Genomic DNA, 19,633 nt, shown 5'->3' on the forward strand with positions numbered 1-19,633 from the left:
AAATTCTGATTGTGTTTTTCAAAGCGCTACAGATTTATGACGTTAGGCACTGGCTGTGCATGATTTACCAATGAGGAGAGCTTCGCCATGTCCGATCCGCGCCACATAGCCATTATTATGGATGGCAATGGCCGTTGGGCGAAGGCACGCGGTTTGCCGCGCAGCGCCGGTCACAGGGCCGGTGTCGAAGCTTTGCGTGAGACGGTGAGGGGCGCTGGCGACCGCGGCCTTGGCTATCTTACCCTCTTTGCATTCTCGTCAGAAAACTGGTCGCGCCCAAGCGGTGAAGTCGGCGATCTCATGGGATTGCTGAAGCTTTTTATCCGCCGCGATCTTGCCGAACTGCATCGTAATAATGTGCGCGTGCGCATTATTGGTGAGCGCGAAGGGCTGGCCGCAGACATTTGCAGCCTGCTTGGCGAAGCAGAATCTCTGACCCGCCATAATAGCGGCCTTAACCTCATTATCGCTTTCAACTATGGTTCTCGCGATGAAATCGTCCGCGCGGTGCAAAGCCTTGCGCGTGATGTGGCGGCTGGCCGTCTTGACCCATCATCGATTTCTGCGGAGCTGATCTCCGCCAATCTGGACACGGCCGGTATTCCCGATCCGGATTTGATTATCCGTACCAGTGGCGAAATGCGCCTGTCTAATTTTCTGCTTTGGCAGGCAGCCTATGCAGAATTTCTGTTCGTTCCTGGCCACTGGCCAGACTTCAAGCCTGCCGATCTTGATGCGGCTTATGAGGTCTTCCGTCAGCGCGAGCGCCGTTTTGGTGGTGTAGAGGTGCGTGACAAGCTCGAAGAGTGTTCACCTGCAATCGAATGCACTTCAGCAAAAGGTGCAGCGGTTTGATGCGGCCTGGCCGCATAGAGTGCCGTGCGGCCGGTGGGGCGCACAAAGGCCGCTCTAACAGTTTAGGTTAGCCGAAAGGTATCAATGTCAAATCTGCAAACTCGCATTCTGACCGCCATCGTTCTCGGCGCTGCAGCTCTCTGGCTGACCTGGGTAGGCGGACTGGGTTTCACGCTTTTTTCCATCGCGATCGGTTTGGCGATGTTTTATGAGTGGACGGAACTCAGTGCGACAAAGCAGACGTCCTTTTCCCGCCTCTTTGGCTGGGCTTGGCTTATTCTCACATTTATTCTTCTTGTGCTTGATCGTAGCGCGCTGCTGACTATCGGGGCGCTGCTTGCAGGTTCAATTCTTCTTCTCGTAACTCAGTGGAAGACCGGGCGTGGTTGGCCTGCTGCAGGCCTCTTTTACGCCGGTTTTTCTGCAATTTCGCTTTCGCTGCTTCGAGGCGATGAGCCGTTCGGTTTCACAGCTATCTGCTTTCTTTTTGCCGTCGTATGGTCCACCGACATCGCAGCCTATTTCAATGGGCGCGCTCTGGGCGGACCGAAACTGGCGCCGCGTTTTTCACCAAACAAGACATGGTCTGGTGCTTTAGGCGGAGCCGCTGCTGCAGTTGCGGGTGGTATTCTGGTTGCATCGCTCGTTGCACCTCCCGGAAGCTGGGTTGTGCCATTGCTGGCATTGCTGCTGTCGATTGTTTCGCAGATTGGCGATCTCGCAGAATCATGGGTGAAGCGTCAGTTCGGTGCAAAGGATTCGGGCCGCCTTCTGCCAGGACACGGCGGCGTTCTGGATCGGGTTGACGGACTTGTTGCGGCTGCTGCACTTTTGTACATCTTTGGTGCGATTATTGCCGAGCCAGATGTTCCGTCTGCAATTTTCTTTAGTTTCTGATGCGTGTGAATTCGTAGGAGTGGTGCTTTGCAGGAGGCTCTGGCCTTTTTTATCGGCAGCGAAAGTCTGCTTGTAGGAACGATAATTCCATTTCTATTTGTACTGACGGTTGTCGTCTTTGTGCATGAAATGGGCCACTATCTCGTTGGACGCTGGTGCGGCATCGGTGCGAGTGCCTTTTCCATCGGCTTCGGACCCGAACTGATCGGTTTCACCGACAAGCATGGCACGCGTTGGAAGCTTTCTGCGATTCCGCTCGGCGGCTACGTGAAGTTTTTGGGTGATGAAAGCGCCACAAGCTCACCTGTGGGTGTGGATAACTCCAATCTCAGTGCAGAAGAACAGAGCAGGGCATTTCATACCCAGCCGGTCTGGAAACGTGCCGCGACTGTTTTTGCAGGTCCCGCCTTCAACATCATTCTTACGGTTGTCATCTTCAGCGTGTTCTTTGCGCTTTATGGTCGGCAGATCGCTGATCCGCTTGTTGCTGGTGTTCAGCCCGGTAGCCCGGCTGCCGAAGCTGGTTTTGAGCCAGGCGACCGTTTTATCAGTGTTGAGGGACAGAAAATCACAACTTTCTCCGATGTTCAGCGGATAGTTTCTGGTCGCTCAGGTGATGAGTTGGACTTTACCGTTGAACGCGGCGGCAAGATGGTCGATTTGAAAGCGACACCTGCCCTTGTCGAACGCACTGATCCGCTGGGTAACAAGGTCAAGATGGGTGCTATCGGCGTGGAAACTACGCAGGCGGTCGGTAATTTTCGACGCATTGAGTATGGTCCGCTCGAATCAGTGGGGCAGGCGATTGTCGAAACCGGTCACATCATCAGCCGGACTGGTGAGTTTTTTCAACGCTTTGCCGTTGGCCGTGAAGATAAGTGCCAACTCGGCGGTCCAGTGAAAATTGCCAATATGGCTGGCAAAGCTGCAAGTCAGGGATTCGACTGGCTTATCCAGCTGACAGCCATGCTTTCCATTGGTATTGGGCTTTTGAACCTGTTTCCGTTGCCACCATTGGATGGCGGACATTTGGTTTTTTATGCTGTTGAAGCAATCAAAGGCAGCCCAGTGTCTGTTGGGGCACAGGAAATTTTTTATCGTGTTGGGTTCCTCGTTGTGATGGGATTCATGGGGTTCGTACTTTTCAACGACCTGTTTGCCTGCTAGATCACTGTCCGGCTGGCAAACGGGGAGCCGGGTCGCGCTGCTGATTGGCGAGACTCTCCACCGTAAGGAGCGCAACGTGTGGCGGAAGCCGTACGGAGGCGTTAATCAGAAATGAACATTGGGAGTGAGGACTGGAAAAGCGTAGTGATCTGTTTACCATAACAGTTAAATCGCGTGGCGCGGATGCCACGCCGGTTGTTTAAGTAAACAGTTTTTAACCGCGACGCTTGCTTGTATAGAAAAACCGGCTATTACGGTTGTATCTATACGTGCATTTCTGGGAAATTCGCCCCGGGGACAGAAAGAAACGAAGGTTCGGAAAGCCTATGACGGCAAGTTCTAAATTCTTTGGCGCCGCTTCAGCGCTCGCCATGTCGGTGGCTCTTGTAGCTTCGGGTACTGCTGCGCTCTCTCTGGCATCGATCAATGCTGCTGAGGCTGCGGTCGTCAATCGCATTGAAGTTCGCGGTAATACGCGCGTCGATGCTCAGACAATCCGTGACAACATCGACATTCGCCCGGGCAAAGCTTTCAACAGCAATGATATTGATGCTGCTGTTAAGCGCTTGTTCGCAATGGGGCTGTTCTCGGACGTGCGCATCAACCAGTCAGGTGGTTCGCTGATCGTTCAGGTGAACGAGCGCCAGGTTGTGAACAATGTTCTCTTTCAGGGCAACAAGAAGGTCAAAGATCCTGATCTGGCTCGTGCTGTTCAGCTTAAAGCCCGTTCGCCGTTTGATGCGGCAACGATGGAAGCTGATAAGGAAGCCATCAAGGGTGCATATGCTCATATCGGCCGCAGCGATGCGACTGTAAATGCTCGCACTGTTGATCTCGGTCAGGGTCGCGTGAACGTGGTTTATGAAATCACAGAAGGTTCGCGCACGAAGATCGCCAGCATCAATTTCGTTGGTAACAGTGCATACAGCGCCCGTCGTCTGCGTGACGTGATCTCCACAAAGCGTTCGAACCCGCTATCGTGGCTGACCCGTAATGACGTTTACGATGAAGGCCGTCTGCAGGCTGACGAAGAAACGCTACGCCGCTTCTACTACAATCGCGGTTATGCAGATTTCCGTGTACTGTCGTCTAATGCGGTTCTGAATCCATCGACCAACGAATACGACATCACCGTTACGGTTGATGAAGGTCAGCGCTATACCTTTGGTAATGTCAGCGTCGAAAGCACCGTTGATGGTGTTGATACGCAGTCGCTCGGTCATTTGGTCAAGACCCGCGAAGGTAAGCCTTACAGCGCCAAGGAAATCGAAGACTCCGTTCTTGCGGTTACCGAAAACGTTGCTGGTAGCGGTTACGCTTTCGCTAAGGTTGAGCCACGCGGCGACCGCGACTTCGACAATCACACAATCTCGGTTGTTTATAGCGTTGATCAGGGTCCACGCGCTTACGTTCAGCGCATTGAAATCCGCGGCAACGACAAGACGCGCGACTACGTGATTCGTCGTGAATTCGACATGAACGAAGGCGACGCCTTCAATCAGGTTATGGTTCAGCGCGCTAAGCGCCGTCTTGAAGCTCTCGACTTCTTCCAGACCGTCAATATTTCGACGGCTCCAGGCTCCGAGCCCGATCAGGTTATCCTGGTGGTTGATGTTGTCGAAAAGTCGACCGGTGAATTCTCGATCGGTGGTGGTTACACGACCGGCGGTGAATCGCCAGGTGCGCAGGTTGAAGCTGCGATTACCGAGCGTAACTTCCTCGGCCGTGGTCAGTTTATCCGAATCAGTGCTGGTGCAGGTCAGGACGAAATGCGTAACTACGCACTGTCGTTCACTGAGCCTTACTTCCTCGGTTATCGCATGTCGGCCGGTTTTGACGTATTCCGTCGTTCGTACCGCGTAGACAACGGTGGTCGTTATGACGTTCAGCAGACGGGTGGTACGATCCGCTTCGGCCTGCCGATTACTGACAACTTCTCGGCTGGTCTGGCCTATAACCTGGTTCAGGAAAAGTACGACCTGTACGTTTCTGACCAGAATGGCAATCCAGATCCTAACTATTATGCTCCAGCACTTATTGAAGCTGCTGAGCATAGCCCATGGCTGCGTTCGTCGATCAGCTACTCGCTGACGTATAACTCGATCGACGACATGAAGAACCCACATGAAGGTCTTTATGCCAAGTTCACGCAGGAATTCGCAGGTCTTGGTGGCGACGCGAAGTATCTGAAGACGACTTTCAAGGGTAACTACTACACCACGCTTATGCAGGAAGCTGACATTGTCGGTATGCTGGGTGTCGGCGGTGGTTACATCCACGAATTTGGTAGTGACGGCGTTCGTATCTTCGATCTGTTCAAGAACAACACCGACATTATCCGCGGCTTCAAGTTCAACGGTATTGGTCCTTATCAGGATGCTGCTAACGGCAATCGTTACTGGATGGGTGGCACCACCTACTTCAGCGGTACTGCTGAAGTTCAGTTCCCGATGCCGCTCGTTCCAGAAAGCCTTGGTATCCGTGGTGCTCTGTTCGCAGACGCTGCAACCTTGTACGGAAACGATACCCCGGGCGTCTTGGGCGATGACAAGAAACTCCGCGCTTCGGCTGGTGTGAGCTTGATGTGGGCTTCTCCATTCGGTCCGCTGCGCTTCGACTATGCGTTCCCGATTGCAAAGGCTGACACCGATAAGGTTCAGAATTTCAACTTTGGTGTTTCGACCAAGTTCTAATAGATTTGCCTTTTCCCGGGGCAGACATGCCCCGGGCAAGAAAGTGCTTTGATGGCAGATCCCATTTTCTTCAAGCCTTCTCGTGACCTCACGATTGGCGATATTGCTGATTTTACCGGTGCAAGCCTTCGCAACCCGAAGCTTGCACCGCGTTCTGTTGCGCGTCTGGCGTCATTGAATGACGCGAGTGATGATGCCCTCGTATTTGTCGATGGTAAGAAGAACGCACAGGCTCTTGCTGGTATAAAAGCCGCGGGTGTTTTGTGTTCTGAAGATGTTGCTGACAGCGTGCCTTCCAATGTTGCTACGCTTGTAACCAGAAATCCACAACGCGATTTTTCGTCCGTTGGGCGAATGCTGTTTCCTGTTTCTGTGCGGCCTGAAAGCTGGCTAGGTGAAACGGGCGTTTCGCCAGCTGCTTATGTGCATCCTACTGCATCGATTGAGGCGGGTGCTACGATTGAAGCAGGCGCAGTCATCGGCAAAGGTGTGAGCGTAGGCACAGGAACGCTTATTGCGGCGACAGCTGTGGTCGGTGAAGGCTGCCAGATCGGCCGCGATAGCTATATTGCGCCGGGCGTTGCTGTTCAGTTCGCTATGATCGGTAATCGCGTATCCCTGCATCCGGGTGTCCGTATAGGGCAGGACGGATTCGGCTATGTTCCCGGTCCTAGAGGCCTTGAAAAAGTCCCTCAACTTGGCCGCGTCATCCTTCAGGATGACGTTGAGATTGGTGCGAACACCACGATCGACCGTGGCGCTTTGAGCGACACTGTTATCGGTGAGGGCACCAAGATCGATAATCTGGTGCAAATCGCACACAATGTGCGTATTGGCCGGTTTTGTATCGTTGCCGCGCATTGCGGTATTTCGGGAAGTTGCGTGATCGGTGACCAGACGATGCTCGGAGGCCGCGTTGGTCTTGCGGATCATCTGGTTATTGGTTCGCGCGTGCAGATTGCCGCAGCAAGCGGTGTGATGAATGACATACCCGATGGCGAGCGTTGGGGGGGCTTCCCCGCTCGTCCTATTAAACAATGGTTCAGGGATATCGCAAATATCCGGAGCATCGGGAAACCAAAAAAGGAGCAATCCTCTGATGAGTGAAACTAATCAGAAGCTGGAAGTTGCAGATATTCAGGCTGTTCTGCGTGCGCTCCCGCATCGTTATCCATTTTTGCTGATTGATCGCATCATCAATATCAATGGTGATGAGTCTGCGACTGGCATCAAGAATGTCACGATCAATGAGCCACATTTTACCGGTCATTTTCCCGACAAGCCGATTATGCCAGGTGTTCTCATCATTGAGGCCATGGCGCAGACGGCAGGCGCGATCACTGTTCTCAATCAGGGCTCTGACGCGCCAAGCCTCGTCTATTTCATGACAATCGACAAAGCCAAGTTCCGCCGTCCAGTTGTTCCTGGTGATCAGCTTCACCTTCACGTGAAGAAGGTTAAACAACGCGGAAATATCTCTAAATTTGAGTGCGTGGCTGAAGTTGATGGCGTAAAGGTTGCCGAAGCTGAAGTCGCCGCAATGGTTGGCGTAGCCGAAGAGAAGGCATGAGTACTTCAATGAAGGAAACTTTTATCCACCCTACCGCTCTCGTGGAGCCGGGTGTGGAACTTGGACAGGGCGTTTCCGTCGGTCCTTTTTGTCACGTTCAGTCCGGCGCCGTCATCGGCGATAATTCTGAACTGATGAGCCATGTTGTTATTAGCGATGCTGTTCGTCTTGGCGCCAATGCCAAGGTTTATCCGCACGCTGTTTTGGGTTGCGATCCACAGAACGGTAAGCACAAGGGTGGCCCGACGACGCTAGTTGTTGGCGATAACTGCCTTGTCCGCGAAGGTGTTACTATGCACCGCGGTTCTGACAGTAGCCGTGGTTACACGAGCGTTGGCAACAATTGCCAGTTTCTCGCCTATGCACACGTCGCTCATGATTGCGATGTCGGCGATCACGTCACGTTTGCTAACAACGTTATGATTGGTGGCCACGTCGAAATCGGTCATCACGCCATTCTCGGCGGCGGTTCTGCTGTTCACCAGTTCACGCGTGTTGGCCATCATGCTTTTGTTGGCGGTATGGCGGCACTGGCCCATGATCTCATTCCTTACGGCAGTGCGATCGGCAACCATGCTTATCTCGGCGGTCTGAACATCATCGGAATGAAGCGTTCCGGTATGCAGCGCAAGGATATCCATAATCTGCGTCATGCAGTCCACATGCTCTTTGACCGCACCAAGCCGGTGCGTGAGCGTGCACAGGATGTGCTTAAGGCTATTCCTGATTCTGATGGTGTGGCTGATCTTATCTCCTTCATTCTGGTGGAAAATAAGCGCGCTTATTGCACGCCGCCGCTTGGCTCATCGGTAGGTGGAGCGATGGATGACGGCGACGACGATTGATAGCGCGGTAAAGCGTCAACGCACAGCCATTATTGCTGGCAATGGCCTTTTGCCGATAAAAGTGGCTGAAGCTCTGAAGGCGGATGGAAATCCGCCTTTTATGCTTCCACTGCGTGGTGAGGCTGATGCCTCGCTCTATGAATATGAACATCAGGAAATCGCAGCGATTGATTTTGGTATGCTCATCCGTGCCATGCGGTCGGCTGGCGTCACTCAAGTTGTCCTTGCCGGTGGCCTTCGTAACCGTCCGCATCTGAGTGACCTCAAACTCAATCTTCCGACGATAAGGGCTGTGCGCTATGTTCTGACCGCGCTCGGTCAAGGCGATGATGCGTTACTGCGTGCATTCATGCGCCTGCTTGAGCGCTATGGCTTCAAGATGGTCGGAGCGCATGAAGTTGTTCCTGATCTTCTCTCACCGACACCGCCGAGAGCGATCACGCGTCTGACGCCCGATTCCCGCGAACGCCGGAACGTTTTGCTCGCTATGGAAGCTGCGCTTCGTCTTGGCGAATTGGATGTCGGGCAGGGTGCAATTGCTGCAGGTGGCCGTGTTGTGGCGCTTGAAGGTGCAGAAGGCACCGATCAGATGATCGAGCGTGTTTACGCGCTTCGTCAGGCAGGTCGTATTCCCAAGCGTGGCGGCGTACTTGTCAAAATGGCCAAGCCAAGACAGGATGAGCGGGCAGATTTGCCGGCAATCGGCGTATCGACAGTGGAGAACGCAGCCCGTGCTGGCTTGTCCGGTATTGCGATTGAAGCTGGTCGCACTTTCATTCTCGGTCTTGGTGAAACCATGGCTGCGGCCAATGAAAAAGGTCTTTTCATTGAGACGATCAGTCGAAACCAAAGGGACTTAGCACGTTGAGCAAAACCAGCCGGCCATTGAAAATTGCGATCGTGGCCGGAGAGGAATCCGGCGATCTCCTCGGTGCTGATTTGGTTGATGCTCTTCGCGGCCAGACAGATCGGCTCGTCGATATCGTTGGTGTTGGTGGTGACCATCTTGCTGAACGTGGATTGAAAACCTTCTTTGACCCGCATGAAATAGCCTTGATGGGGCTTGGTGCTATTCTCAAGAATCTGCCTGGGCTTATTCTGCGTATAAATCAGACAGCAAAGCGGATCGTTACAGAAAAGCCTGATTGTGTTCTGCTCATCGACAGCCCGGAATTCACGCATCGTGTTGCGAAAAAAATCCGCGCGGCCAGCCCTTCAATTCCAATCGTGAAATATATCGCTCCGAGTGTCTGGGCCTGGCGTCCGCAGCGCGCCAAAGCGATGCGTGCCTATGTCGACCATGTGCTCACGGTATTACCGTTTGAAGTTGAGGTCATGAAGCGGCTTAACGGCCCGCAATCAACCTATGTCGGACATCGTCTCAGCAGCTACGCGCCGATTGTAAAAGTACAGGCTGCGCAGCGCGCCGCTGAAGCGCAACGCTGGCCTGATGGCTCACGCTGCCTGTTGTTGCTTCCCGGATCGCGCCGTGACGAAATCCAGACGCTTATGGAACCCTTCGGCAAGGCTGTAGAAGAGCTTTCAAAGCGGATCGAAAAGCTTGAGGTCATTTTACCTACATTGCCGCGCATTGAGGAAATGGTGCGTGAGCTTTCCAAGGATTGGGCCGTTAAGCCGCTTATCGTGACCGGTGATGAAGCCAAGTGGGATGCCTTTGCGCGTGCAGATGCAGCACTGGCTGCGTCGGGTACTGTCTCGCTGGAGCTTGCACTGTCGCGCATCCCGACCATTTTGTCATACAAGGCTGATTGGTTTGCACGCCAGTTTCTGCTGTCCAAGATCACGATCTGGAGTGCGGCTCTTCCGAACATTATCGCTGATGAACCCGTTGTGCCGGAGTTTTTCAATGAATCGGTAAGGCCAGGTAATCTTGCTCGTTATGTCGATAAACTTATGCAGAAAAGTGCGTCGCGTCAGGCGCAGCTTGATGGCTTTGATAAAGTGATATCAATAATGGCCACGGAGCGACCTTCCGGCGAGATCGGAGCAAAGGTCTTGCTCGATCTGGCCGAGAACGGCAGAAAAACGCTGAACTCAAATTGAGAACAAACAAAAACCCCGGCAAATGGCCGGGGTTTTCTGCATTCTGGGATAGGATTATTTGCGCTTTGCAACTGGCACGTAATCGCGTTCTGGAGCACCAGTATAGAGCTGGCGCGGACGACCGATCTTCTGCTGTGGATCTTCGATCATTTCCTTCCACTGAGCGACCCAGCCGACGGTGCGGGCGAGGGCGAACAGAACCGTAAACATTTCGGTTGGGAAGCCGAGAGCCTTCAGCGTGATGCCGGAGTAGAAGTCGATGTTTGGATAGAGCTTCTTTTCGATGAAATATTCATCGGTAAGAGCGATCTTTTCGAGTTCCAGAGCAACGTCGAGAAGCGGATCGTCCTTGATGCCGAGTTCGCCGAGAACTTCATGGCAGGTCTTCTGCATGATCTTGGCGCGCGGATCGTAGTTCTTGTAAACGCGATGGCCGAAGCCCATCAGACGGAACGGATCGTTCTTGTCCTTGGCGCGTGCAATGAATTCTGGAATGCGGTCGACAGAACCGATTTCAGCCAGCATGTTGAGCGCTGCTTCATTTGCGCCGCCATGTGCAGGGCCCCAGAGGCAGGCAACGCCAGCAGCGATACATGCAAATGGGTTTGCGCCTGACGAACCAGCGAGACGAACGGTCGATGTCGAAGCGTTCTGTTCGTGGTCAGCATGCAGGATGAAGATGCGGTCCATGGCGCGTGCCAGAACCGGATTGACCTTGTAATCTTCGCAAGGAACGCCAAAGCACATGTGCAGGAAGTTCGACGCGAAATCGAGGTCGTTCTTCGGATACATGAATGGCTGGCCGATGTGGTACTTATAGGCCATTGCAGCGAGCGTAGGCAGCTTGGCGATCAGACGGATCGAAGCAACCATGCGCTGATGCGGATCCGTGATGTCGGTCGAGTCGTGATAGAATGCTGACATTGCGCCGACACAGCCGACGATGACAGCCATTGGATGCGCGTCACGACGGAAGCCGGTGAAGAACTTCGTCATCTGCTCGTGGATCATCGTGTGACGGGTCACGCGGTAATCGAAATCGGCCTTCTGGGTTGCTGTAGGCAGTTCACCGTAAAGCAGCAGGTAGCAGGTTTCGAGGAAGTCGCCATGTTCAGCAAGCTGATCAATCGGATAGCCACGATACAGCAGCACGCCTTCATCGCCGTCGATATAGGTGATCTTGGATTCGCATGAAGCGGTCGAAGTGAAACCTGGATCGTAAGTGAAAGCGTGGGCGTTCTTGTAAAGTGGACCGATGTCGACGACGTCCGGCCCGACAGTGCCTTGTCGTACAGGCAGGTCGAACGTTTTGCCGTCGAGGGTAAAGCTAGCTGTCTTATCTGACATCGTGTTTCCTTTCGTGTCCACTTTGCCGCCCGTGTGGCGGCTGAATTTTAATCGTCGTTATAACTTGTCTCTTGTAACATCTATGTGTTTCCCGCCAACGCGGGAAACCGCATTATTTTTATGTGTTAGCCGTTCCCGTAGAAGAACGAATTTTCAACGCATTATCCAAACGATTTCGCCCGCCAAACTATCCCAATGATTTTGCGATGCAATGCGTAATTTGGTCTAATTAAGTCCGATTTGTCACGTCAGCGTGAATGCTAACAGTTCAAACGATTTGATCTTTTATGCGTGCAAGTGACTCTTCACGGCCGAGCACAAACAGTACGTCGAATACACCCGGAGATGTAGCCCGACCCGTAAGGGCAGCGCGCAGTGGTTGTGCTACCTTGCCAAGTTTGAGGCCTACTGTTTCTGCATGGGCCCGAACAGCCGCATCGAGCGCGTCTACGGTCCAATCGCTGACTGATTCCAAATGCGGAAGGACAGCTTTCAGAACTTCGCGACCTTCGTCGTTAAGCAGAGATGCGGCCTTCTCATCAAATGCAAGCGGGCGCTTTGCGAAGATAAACTTCGCACCATCAGCAAGCTCCACCAGTGTCTTTGCACGATCTTTAAGGCCCGGCATTGCGGTGAGAAGCTGAGCGCGACCCTTTTCATCAAGGGAGGCTTCCAGTTCTTTGCCGCCTTCGATTTCCGGCAATACGGCAATCAGCGCATCAAACAGAGCCTTGTCGTCGCTTGCGCGCATGTAAAGGCCGTTGATGGCTTCGAGCTTCTGGAAGTCAAAGCGCGCAGCACCTTTGTTGATGTCGGTGACGTCAAACCACTCGATCATTTGTTCGGTCGACATGATTTCGTCGTCGCCATGGCTCCAGCCAAGACGGACGAGATAGTTGCGAAGCGCTTCCGGCAGATAACCCATGGCGCGATAGGCATCGACGCCCAGCGCACCATGACGCTTGGAGAGCTTAGCTCCGTCTGCACCATGAATAAGCGGAATATGCGACATCTGAGGGACTTCCCAGCCCATCGCATCGTAGATCACGGTCTGGCGTGCCGCATTGGTCAGATGGTCGTCGCCACGAATGATGTGGGTGACGCCCATGTCGTGGTCGTCCACGACAACCGCGTGCATATAGGTCGGTGTGCCGTCGGAACGCAGGATGATGAAATCATCAAGGTCTTTGTTCGGGAAGCGAACATCGCCCTGAACAGCATCGCGTACAAGGGTTTCACCTTCGCGTGGTGCCTTGATTCTAATAACGGGCTTTACGCCTGCAGGTGCCTCCGAAGGATCGCGGTCACGCCAGCGGCCATCATAGCGCGGCGGACGACCTTCAGCGCGTGCCTTTTCGCGCATTTCTTCGAGCTCTTCCGGCGTTGCATAGCAATAATAGGCTTTGCCATCTGCAACCAGTTCTTCGGCCACTTCACGGTGGCGTGGAGCGCGCTCAAACTGAGAAATTGCATCGCCATCCCAATCGAGACCAAGCCAGTTCAGGCCGTCCAGAATTGCGGCTGTGGCTGCATCGGTGGAGCGTTCGCGATCGGTATCTTCGATGCGCAGCAGCATCTTGCCGCCGGTGTGCTTTGCGTAAAGCCAGTTAAAAAGAGCCGTGCGAGCTCCGCCAATATGCAGATAACCCGTGGGCGAAGGGGCAAAACGGGTGACGACCGGTTTCGACATGACAGCTCCACTGTGTCAGAGCCTCGTGGGACTGCGGCAGGACGCCGAGGGCGAGGCAGAATTAGAGTATATAGTGCCCGTTTGATTGTGTTCTACAGGCAATCGGGGTTCTCGACGCGAACCCTCTCGATTTTGGCTGGCGTTCATGTAGCATAGGTAGCACAGCGCGCAAGGGCTTGACGTCCCTTTCGCACCGATCCGCTATTCTTCTTTAGGTTAGCGGGGAGCACTTTTGCAGTCAGGCGGGGGCATGACGGGCACAAGGGAAGCACAGGAGATCAGCGAACGGGCATTTGTCAAAGACATGCCCGATGGTTTGGCTCGCGCTTTGATGCCCGCTCCGTGGGCTCCGGATGAACACGAAGAAATTTATCCTACTGCCCTGCCAGAGCGAGTTCTAACGCCTTCTGAACGCGCGCGCGTTCTACTAGACGCCGCGTGGTTGAACTTAAGCAGAGCGCTGAGTCGGGAAGTGGGTCGCGGGATATTCTTCCTTCTGTTTCCCGTGATGATGGGTGTGGGAGCAGTTGTCTATTTTACGCTTTCTTTCGAGCCTGACTGGGTGCCGCTCCTTTCGACCCTGACAACGGTCTTTATATTGCGTTTTTTTGTGCGCAAACGCTTCTTGCTATCGCAATTGCTGACGCTCGTCGTGGCTCTGCAGCTTGGCATGATAGCGGGGAAATTTGAGACTGAACGAAGAAGCACGCAATTGTTGGGTTCAGAGGTTGCAACGCGCGTTACCGGCCGAGTGGCTGGTCTCGAATATCGCGACAATGGCAGTTGGCGTGTGACGCTTGATCTGCTTGAAACGCAAAGGCCGAAACTTCGCTACGCACCGCAACGCATCCGCATTACTGCGCGCGACATACCGGCCAAGACGACGATTGGTAGCGGGCTAACCGGCTTTGCGCGCATGAGGGTGCCTTCGGGACCTGTGCGGCCGGGGAATTACGATTTTGCCTTCCATGCCTATTTCGGCGGTATCGGTGCCAACGGTTTCTTTCTTGGAACACCAAAGATTGCCGATGTGCCAGGACCGACCGACATGACGGCAAAAATTGCGAGTTCCATTGCTCAGTTACGCGTGCATGTTTCCGAACGTATTGCGGAAGTGCTCTCTGGTGAGGATGGCAGTGTTGCCGCTGCGCTCATAGCGGGTGAGCGAGCAGGGATCAGCGAAGAAACGAATGAGGATCTGCGCAAGGCAGGTCTGGCGCATATCCTGTCGATTTCCGGCCTGCATATGGTGCTGGCCGCTGGCGTTGTGATGATGTCGCTGAGGTCGATGTTTGCTCTGATGCCGGGGTTTAGCGCCCGATATCCGGTCAAAAAGTTTGCGGCTTTTCTCTCGCTTCTAAGCTGCACATTTTATCTCGCCATGTCGGGTGCGGATGTTGCAGCACAGCGCAGTTACGTCATGATTGTTGTGATGCTCTGCGCATTGCTGGCGGACCGTGCTGCCATCAGTATGCGCAATCTTGCGATTGCGTCTGTCGCGATGATTGCAATTTCTCCGCATGAAATTCTGGGTCCGAGTTTTCAAATGTCTTTTTCGGCGACTGCGGGATTGATTGCTGCATTTGCATGGTGGAGCGACAGGAAAGCACGCAATCAAACGGCCAATGAAAATCGACGTTCAAATCCACGCGGGTTTGTATCAAAAATGCTTATTCCTGCGGTGGCGACAGGAGCAACATCGATTGTTGCCGGTATAGCGAGCGGAATATTCGCCGCCTATCATTTCAACAACACCGCACCCTTAGGCCTTGTCGGAAACGTATTGGCCTTGCCGGTTATCTCGATCCTTGTGATGCCCTTTGCAGTGCTGAGCTTGGTGTTGATGCCATTGCAGCTTGATTGGCTGCCACTACAGATCATGGGATTTGGTGTCCTATTGGTCAGGCATATTGCAAGTCTGGTCGCTAGCTTTTCTCCTGACGGTAATCCCGGCGTCATGCCTGCAAGCACGCTTATCCTCTGGACTGTAGCGCTTGTTATCGCGGTTGTTTCCACGACCCGGTTGCGATGGCTGGCTTTACCTTTTGTCATTGCCGGGCTTATCGTTTTTATACGAACGCCATTGCCGGACATTCTCGTTAGTGAAGATGCAAAATTTGTGGCCGTGCGCCTGCCCGATGGCAATTTCGCAGCCAATCGCAGCAGGCCGCCAAAATTCACAGGTCAAAACTGGCAGACTGCCTATTTGATCGAAACGTTTATTCCGCCGCAGATTGTAAAAAAGCAGAAGCCGATATCCGACATTAATGCGTTTGTCTGCGAAGAGGGACTGTGCACGATTCCATTGCGGGACGGACGCATGTTTGCATATACCGCGCAGGAAGAGATGAAGGACATCGCCTGCAATATTGGCGATATTGTCGTTCTTGCGATAGCAGGCAAAAATCTGAGCTGCGAGCGCCCTGATGTGCTCGTGGTGGATCGTAAAGAGCTTGCCTTAAAAGGAACGCTTGAACTCAGGCTGGGGCAGAAGAATTCCTCGAAAGGTGAAGCTGCAACAGTTTCGGCTGTCCACCAAGTCGACAACGAAGATAAAATCTACCGCTTCGAACCGACAAAACCTCGTAAATTAGCCGGCTATGCAGATGATCTGAGCTTTGCCATTGATGCGCCCGCGAGGCCTTGGCACCTTCATCGTCTTTATTCGCGAGCAGCGCGGGGGCTAGCTGATCGCGAATATCAAAAGAAGGAGGCTCCTGACAAAAACTCCAAGCTCCATACGACTCCAGCTTTTACAGATAAATCAGAGCCACTCTAGTTCATGGTTTTCTGGCAGACTTACAGCCATTCCAGCTAAGAATGAATCGTTGGAACCGCTATAACTGATTGTTTTTACGCATTATCCGACGCATCGCAGCAGGAAAAGAAATCAGTCCGGCGAACTAATTTTCCCTGCGGAGACGTTTCGCACTTTTGTTGGAAATGTTATGAACGTCAACCGCCACATATCTCACGGAAGTGCAGCGGTTATGTGTAAGATTTAATAGCGTCGGATCAGACCAATAAGCTTGCCCTGAACGCGCACGCGGTCAGGTCCGAAGATGCGGGTTTCGTAAGCCGGGTTTGCTGCTTCCAATGCGATGGAAGCGCCTTTGCGGCGAAAACGCTTCAATGTCGCTTCTTCGTCGTCCACCAGTGCGACGACAATTTCACCCGGATTGGCTGTATCACCGCGTTTAATGATGACTGTGTCGCCGTCAAAAATACCGGCGTCGATCATCGAATCGCCTTTGACTTCCAAAGCGTAGTGTTCACCGGCGCCCAGCATTTCCGGAGGAAGGCTCAGTGAGTGTGTCTGATTCTGGATTGCCGAGATCGGCACACCGGCAGCGATGCGTCCCATCATAGGCACAGAGACCATTGTTGAGGAATCATTGTCCGCCATGACCGGAGCAGGGCGCGCCGGTGGAGGAGGGGGAGCTTTACCAAGGCTTCCTTCGATTACGCTCGGAGCGAACTTCTTTTGCGCGTTCAAGCCCGGTGCTATCGAATCTGGCAACCGCAGGACTTCCAGAGCGCGTGCTCTGTTAGGAAGTCTGCGGATAAAGCCACGTTCTTCCAATGCCGTGATGAGGCGATGAATGCCCGATTTCGAGGCTAGATCGAGAGCCTCTTTCATCTCGTCAAAAGACGGAGGGATGCCCGTCTCTTTAAGACGTTCATGAATGAACAGCAGAAGCTCGTGCTGCTTACGGGTCAACATGCGCTACACCCTCCAAACCAGAATCAAATAAAAACAAAACCAGAACGAACACTATATGTTCCAGTCTTGTTCTGCAATGGTTTTAAAATGATTAACGAGGGCGGGAATTGATGCCGCTCGTTACAGCATCAATATTGTGCAAGGATCTCCAAGCGCTGCAGCTGGCGCATTTTCTTCTCTGATCAGTAGTGCATTGGAACGCACAAGAGCAGAAAGCATCGAAGAATCCTGAACTGGAAATGGCTTTACAATCAATGTGCCGTCGATTGCCTTTTCTACCGTCGCACGAACAAAGTCCCTACGATGATCGTTTGCATTCATTGGCTGACCCAATTTCGCGGGACGAATATCTGCAGTTAAGTCAGTGCCCGATAGCTTTGCCACCAATGGGCGCAGAAATACGAGACTGCAGACGATGCTTGAAACCGGATTACCCGGCAGGCCGATGACATGCACGGTTTTACCCGAAACCGTCTTGCGGCCATACATCAGTGGTTTACCCGGGCGCATGGCGATCTTCCAGAAGTCGAGATCGACACCACAATTCTGCAAAGCCCCGTGAACGTAATCGCGATCTCCAACCGACGCGCCGCCAATCGTCACAAGAACATCGATGCCATCTTCGAGAACGGCACCAATTGCGGATTCGATCTTTTCGGGATCGTCGATAATAATGCCCATATCTTCAGGCCTGCCGCCTGCGCGGCGAACGATTTCGGCGATGCCGACGCTGTTGGAGGCGACAATCTGGTCCGGGCCGGGAACTGTACCGGGCGGGACGAGCTCGTCTCCGGTCGCGAGTATTGCAATGCGGGGCTGTTTGAAAACGGAGATGGCTGCGTTGCCACTGGCCGCAGCAAGGGAAAGTGCCGGGGCGTCGAGTGCTTTTCCAACTGGAAGAACAACATCGGCAGGTGCAAAATCGAGGCCCGCGCGACGAATGTGCCGACCTTTATCGAGGCCTTGCCGGATCGTCAGCTTGTCGTCGGAGCGCTCCGTGTCTTCCTGGATAACGATGCTATCTGCACCTGCTGGCATTGGTGCGCCGGTGAAAATGCGGACCGCCTGACCTTCGCCTAGCTGCCCATCGAAACGCTTACCGGCTGCTGATTCGCCAATTACGGTGAGTTCAAGCGGATAGCTGATATTTTCAGGTGAGATCAGCGCATAGCCATCCATAGCAGAGCAATCAAAGGGAGGTTGCAGAAGGTGAGCTTTCACAGGTTCAGCAACGACGCGTCCACCGGCTGAAGTCAAAGGAACCTGCTCAGAACCGTGTGGCTCTGCCGAGCTCAGGATACGTGCAAGGGCTTCATCGACCAGGAGAAGGGACATTGGCTTCCTCTCGTAGAAAATAATCTCGTTATTTCGCTTGTTCTGCGCATTATCTCACACAGGCTGCTAAATGCTCATGCCGGAAATGCTTCGCTGCTTAAAGCAGATTAACTGCGGCCATGAATTGATTTGCCGCAAGTACGTTTGAAAATCAGGCTTTCCAGTCGCCCGATTTGCCACCACTTTTTGCGGAAACGCGAATATCGGTAATTTCCATGTGGCGATCAACGGCCTTTGCCATGTCATAGATGGTCAGGCAGGTGACTGATACGGCAGTCAGCGCTTCCATCTCAACTCCCGTGCGACCTTTCAGCTTCGCAGTCGCAGAGACGCGAAGGCCGGGAAGTGATTGATCCGGTTCGATGTCCACCGAGACCTTTGTCAGCATCAATGGGTGGCAAAGCGGAATGAGATCGGCAGTCTTCTTCGCGGCCATAATGCCTGCCAGGCGGGCAGCACCGATAACGTCGCCTTTGGCAGCATTGCCTTCCAGAATGAGGGCCAGAGTTTCTGGCTTCATTTTGACTGCACCTTCAGCCGTTGCCTGGCGTTCAGTCTCAGCCTTATCGCCGACATCGACCATATGGGCGGCGCCAGTCTGGTCGATATGGGTGAGTTTGGCTGTCATGGCTTACACCTTGCCGGTCAGAAGTTCGCGGGTCGCCTGAGCAACGTCATCCTGGCGCATCAGGCTTTCGCCGATGAGGAATGTTCCGATATCCGACTTTTCAAGACGGAGGCAATCATCATGGGTGAAGATGCCGCTTTCGCCAACCAGAAGACGGTCCGAAGGCACCATCTTTGAGAGGCGTTCGGAAACAGCAAGATCGACTTCAAAAGTGCGCAGATTGCGATTGTTGACGCCAACGAGACGCGATGAAAGCTTCAGCGCGCGTTCGGTTTCTTCTTCGTCATGGACTTCAATGAGAGCATCCATACCGAGTTCGAAAGCGGTTTCTTCGAGCGCTTTGGCCAGATCATCATCGACGCTTGCCAGAATGATGAGGATACAATCTGCACCCCAGCTGCGCGCTTCATAGACCTGATAGGTGTCGAAAAGGAAATCCTTGCGCAAGGCGGGCAGCGAGCAGGCATTGCGTGCCGCTGTCAGAAATTCCGGTGCGCCCTGAAAAGATGGCGTATCCGTGAGAACGGACAGGCAGGCCGCGCCGCCGTCTTCATAAGCCTTGGCCAGCGCTGGCGGATCAAAATCAGGGCGGATAAGGCCTTTGGAAGGGCTCGCCTTCTTGATTTCAGCAATCAGCGCGAACTTGTTGGCTGCGCGCTTGGCTTCCAGTGCCTTGAGAAAACCGCGTGTTGCAGGCTGATCCTTGGCCTGCGCCTTCACTTCTTCGAGTGGAAGACGAGCCTTGGCAGCAGCGATTTCCTCGCGCTTGTAAGCTTCGATTTTCCGCAAAATGTCGGTGGACATGGTTTGATCCTCTC

The 19,633-nt window shown here is 53.5% G+C and carries 15 protein-coding genes and 1 pseudogene; 10 read left to right on the forward strand and 6 right to left on the reverse strand.

The window, feature by feature from the left end; all coding sequences use genetic code 11:
* Nucleotides 1–72 precede the first annotated feature (72 nt).
* The 9 genes and pseudogenes from RT142_RS00395 to lpxB all read left to right on the forward strand — a co-directional run.
* A pseudogene (locus tag RT142_RS00395) lies at nt 73–855 on the forward strand (isoprenyl transferase); the annotation flags it as partial.
* A gap of 84 nt (nt 856–939) precedes the next feature.
* Entirely contained in the window at nt 940–1,752 is an 813-nt protein-coding gene (locus RT142_RS00400) for a phosphatidate cytidylyltransferase (protein WP_231194093.1), read from the forward strand.
* Nucleotides 1,753–1,779: 27 nt separating this feature from the next.
* Nucleotides 1,780–2,919 carry an RIP metalloprotease RseP gene (rseP, locus tag RT142_RS00405; RefSeq protein ID WP_064320682.1) on the forward strand — a complete coding sequence of 380 codons (1,140 nt, stop codon included), beginning with the start codon at nt 1,780–1,782 and terminating at the stop codon, nt 2,917–2,919.
* 326 nt (nt 2,920–3,245) lie between these two features.
* Nucleotides 3,246–5,612, forward strand: coding sequence for an outer membrane protein assembly factor BamA (gene bamA / locus RT142_RS00410; RefSeq protein ID WP_105518621.1), 2,367 nt, complete (start codon nt 3,246–3,248; stop codon nt 5,610–5,612).
* Nucleotides 5,613–5,663: 51 nt separating this feature from the next.
* Nucleotides 5,664–6,719, forward strand: coding sequence for a UDP-3-O-(3-hydroxymyristoyl)glucosamine N-acyltransferase (gene lpxD / locus RT142_RS00415; RefSeq protein ID WP_007875197.1), 1,056 nt, complete (start codon nt 5,664–5,666; stop codon nt 6,717–6,719).
* Nucleotides 6,712–7,182 (forward strand): 3-hydroxyacyl-ACP dehydratase FabZ, encoded by a 471-nt coding sequence (gene fabZ / locus RT142_RS00420; RefSeq protein ID WP_007875195.1) that lies wholly within the window; start codon nt 6,712–6,714, stop codon nt 7,180–7,182. The genes lpxD and fabZ overlap by 8 nt, the downstream gene beginning before the upstream one ends.
* An 8-nt stretch (nt 7,183–7,190) precedes the next feature.
* A complete protein-coding gene (gene lpxA, locus RT142_RS00425; RefSeq protein WP_007875193.1) occupies nt 7,191–8,027 on the forward strand; it encodes an acyl-ACP--UDP-N-acetylglucosamine O-acyltransferase in 837 nt (278 codons plus the stop codon).
* The gene (locus tag RT142_RS00430) at nt 8,008–8,895 is read left to right on the forward strand and encodes an LpxI family protein (RefSeq protein ID WP_007875185.1); all 888 of its coding nucleotides are present in this window, start codon (nt 8,008–8,010) and stop codon (nt 8,893–8,895) included. Before lpxA ends, RT142_RS00430 begins: the two co-directional genes overlap by 20 nt.
* Entirely contained in the window at nt 8,892–10,091 is a 1,200-nt protein-coding gene (gene lpxB / locus RT142_RS00435; RefSeq protein ID WP_313026473.1) for a lipid-A-disaccharide synthase, read from the forward strand. The genes RT142_RS00430 and lpxB overlap by 4 nt, the downstream gene beginning before the upstream one ends.
* 54 nt (nt 10,092–10,145) lie before the next feature.
* Here the strand turns inward: lpxB and gltA are convergent, their stop codons facing one another.
* On the reverse strand, nt 10,146–11,438 hold the full coding sequence (gene gltA, locus RT142_RS00440) for a citrate synthase (RefSeq protein ID WP_007875170.1): 1,293 nt from the start codon (nt 11,436–11,438) through the stop codon (nt 10,146–10,148).
* Between the two features lie 268 nt (nt 11,439–11,706).
* Nucleotides 11,707–13,128, reverse strand: a complete 1,422-nt coding sequence (gltX, locus tag RT142_RS00445; RefSeq protein ID WP_007875168.1) for a glutamate--tRNA ligase — start codon at nt 13,126–13,128, stop codon at nt 11,707–11,709.
* Nucleotides 13,129–13,378: 250 nt separating this feature from the next.
* Here gltX and RT142_RS00450 point away from each other — a divergent pair, with 250 nt between their 5' ends.
* Nucleotides 13,379–15,907 carry a ComEC/Rec2 family competence protein gene (locus RT142_RS00450; RefSeq protein ID WP_113485270.1) on the forward strand — a complete coding sequence of 843 codons (2,529 nt, stop codon included), beginning with the start codon at nt 13,379–13,381 and terminating at the stop codon, nt 15,905–15,907.
* Between the two features lie 222 nt (nt 15,908–16,129).
* On the opposite strand, the gene lexA is transcribed toward RT142_RS00450, so the two are convergent.
* The 4 genes from lexA to trpC all read right to left on the reverse strand — a co-directional run bounded on the left by lexA (nt 16,130) and on the right by trpC (nt 19,619).
* Entirely contained in the window at nt 16,130–16,852 is a 723-nt protein-coding gene (lexA, locus tag RT142_RS00455) for a transcriptional repressor LexA (protein ID WP_113485269.1), read from the reverse strand.
* A 120-nt stretch (nt 16,853–16,972) separates the two neighbouring features.
* On the reverse strand, nt 16,973–18,187 hold the full coding sequence (glp, locus tag RT142_RS00460) for a gephyrin-like molybdotransferase Glp (RefSeq protein ID WP_113485268.1): 1,215 nt from the start codon (nt 18,185–18,187) through the stop codon (nt 16,973–16,975).
* A gap of 151 nt (nt 18,188–18,338) precedes the next feature.
* The gene (gene moaC / locus RT142_RS00465; RefSeq protein WP_007875160.1) at nt 18,339–18,815 is read right to left on the reverse strand and encodes a cyclic pyranopterin monophosphate synthase MoaC; all 477 of its coding nucleotides are present in this window, start codon (nt 18,813–18,815) and stop codon (nt 18,339–18,341) included.
* A gap of 3 nt (nt 18,816–18,818) precedes the next feature.
* Complete coding sequence (gene trpC, locus RT142_RS00470; protein ID WP_113485267.1) at nt 18,819–19,619, reverse strand: indole-3-glycerol phosphate synthase TrpC; 801 nt, start codon at nt 19,617–19,619, stop codon at nt 18,819–18,821.
* Nucleotides 19,620–19,633: the final 14 nt, after the last annotated feature.

Source organism: Brucella sp., from assembly GCF_032066345.1.
Lineage (GTDB): Bacteria > Pseudomonadota > Alphaproteobacteria > Rhizobiales > Rhizobiaceae > Brucella > Brucella pseudogrignonensis.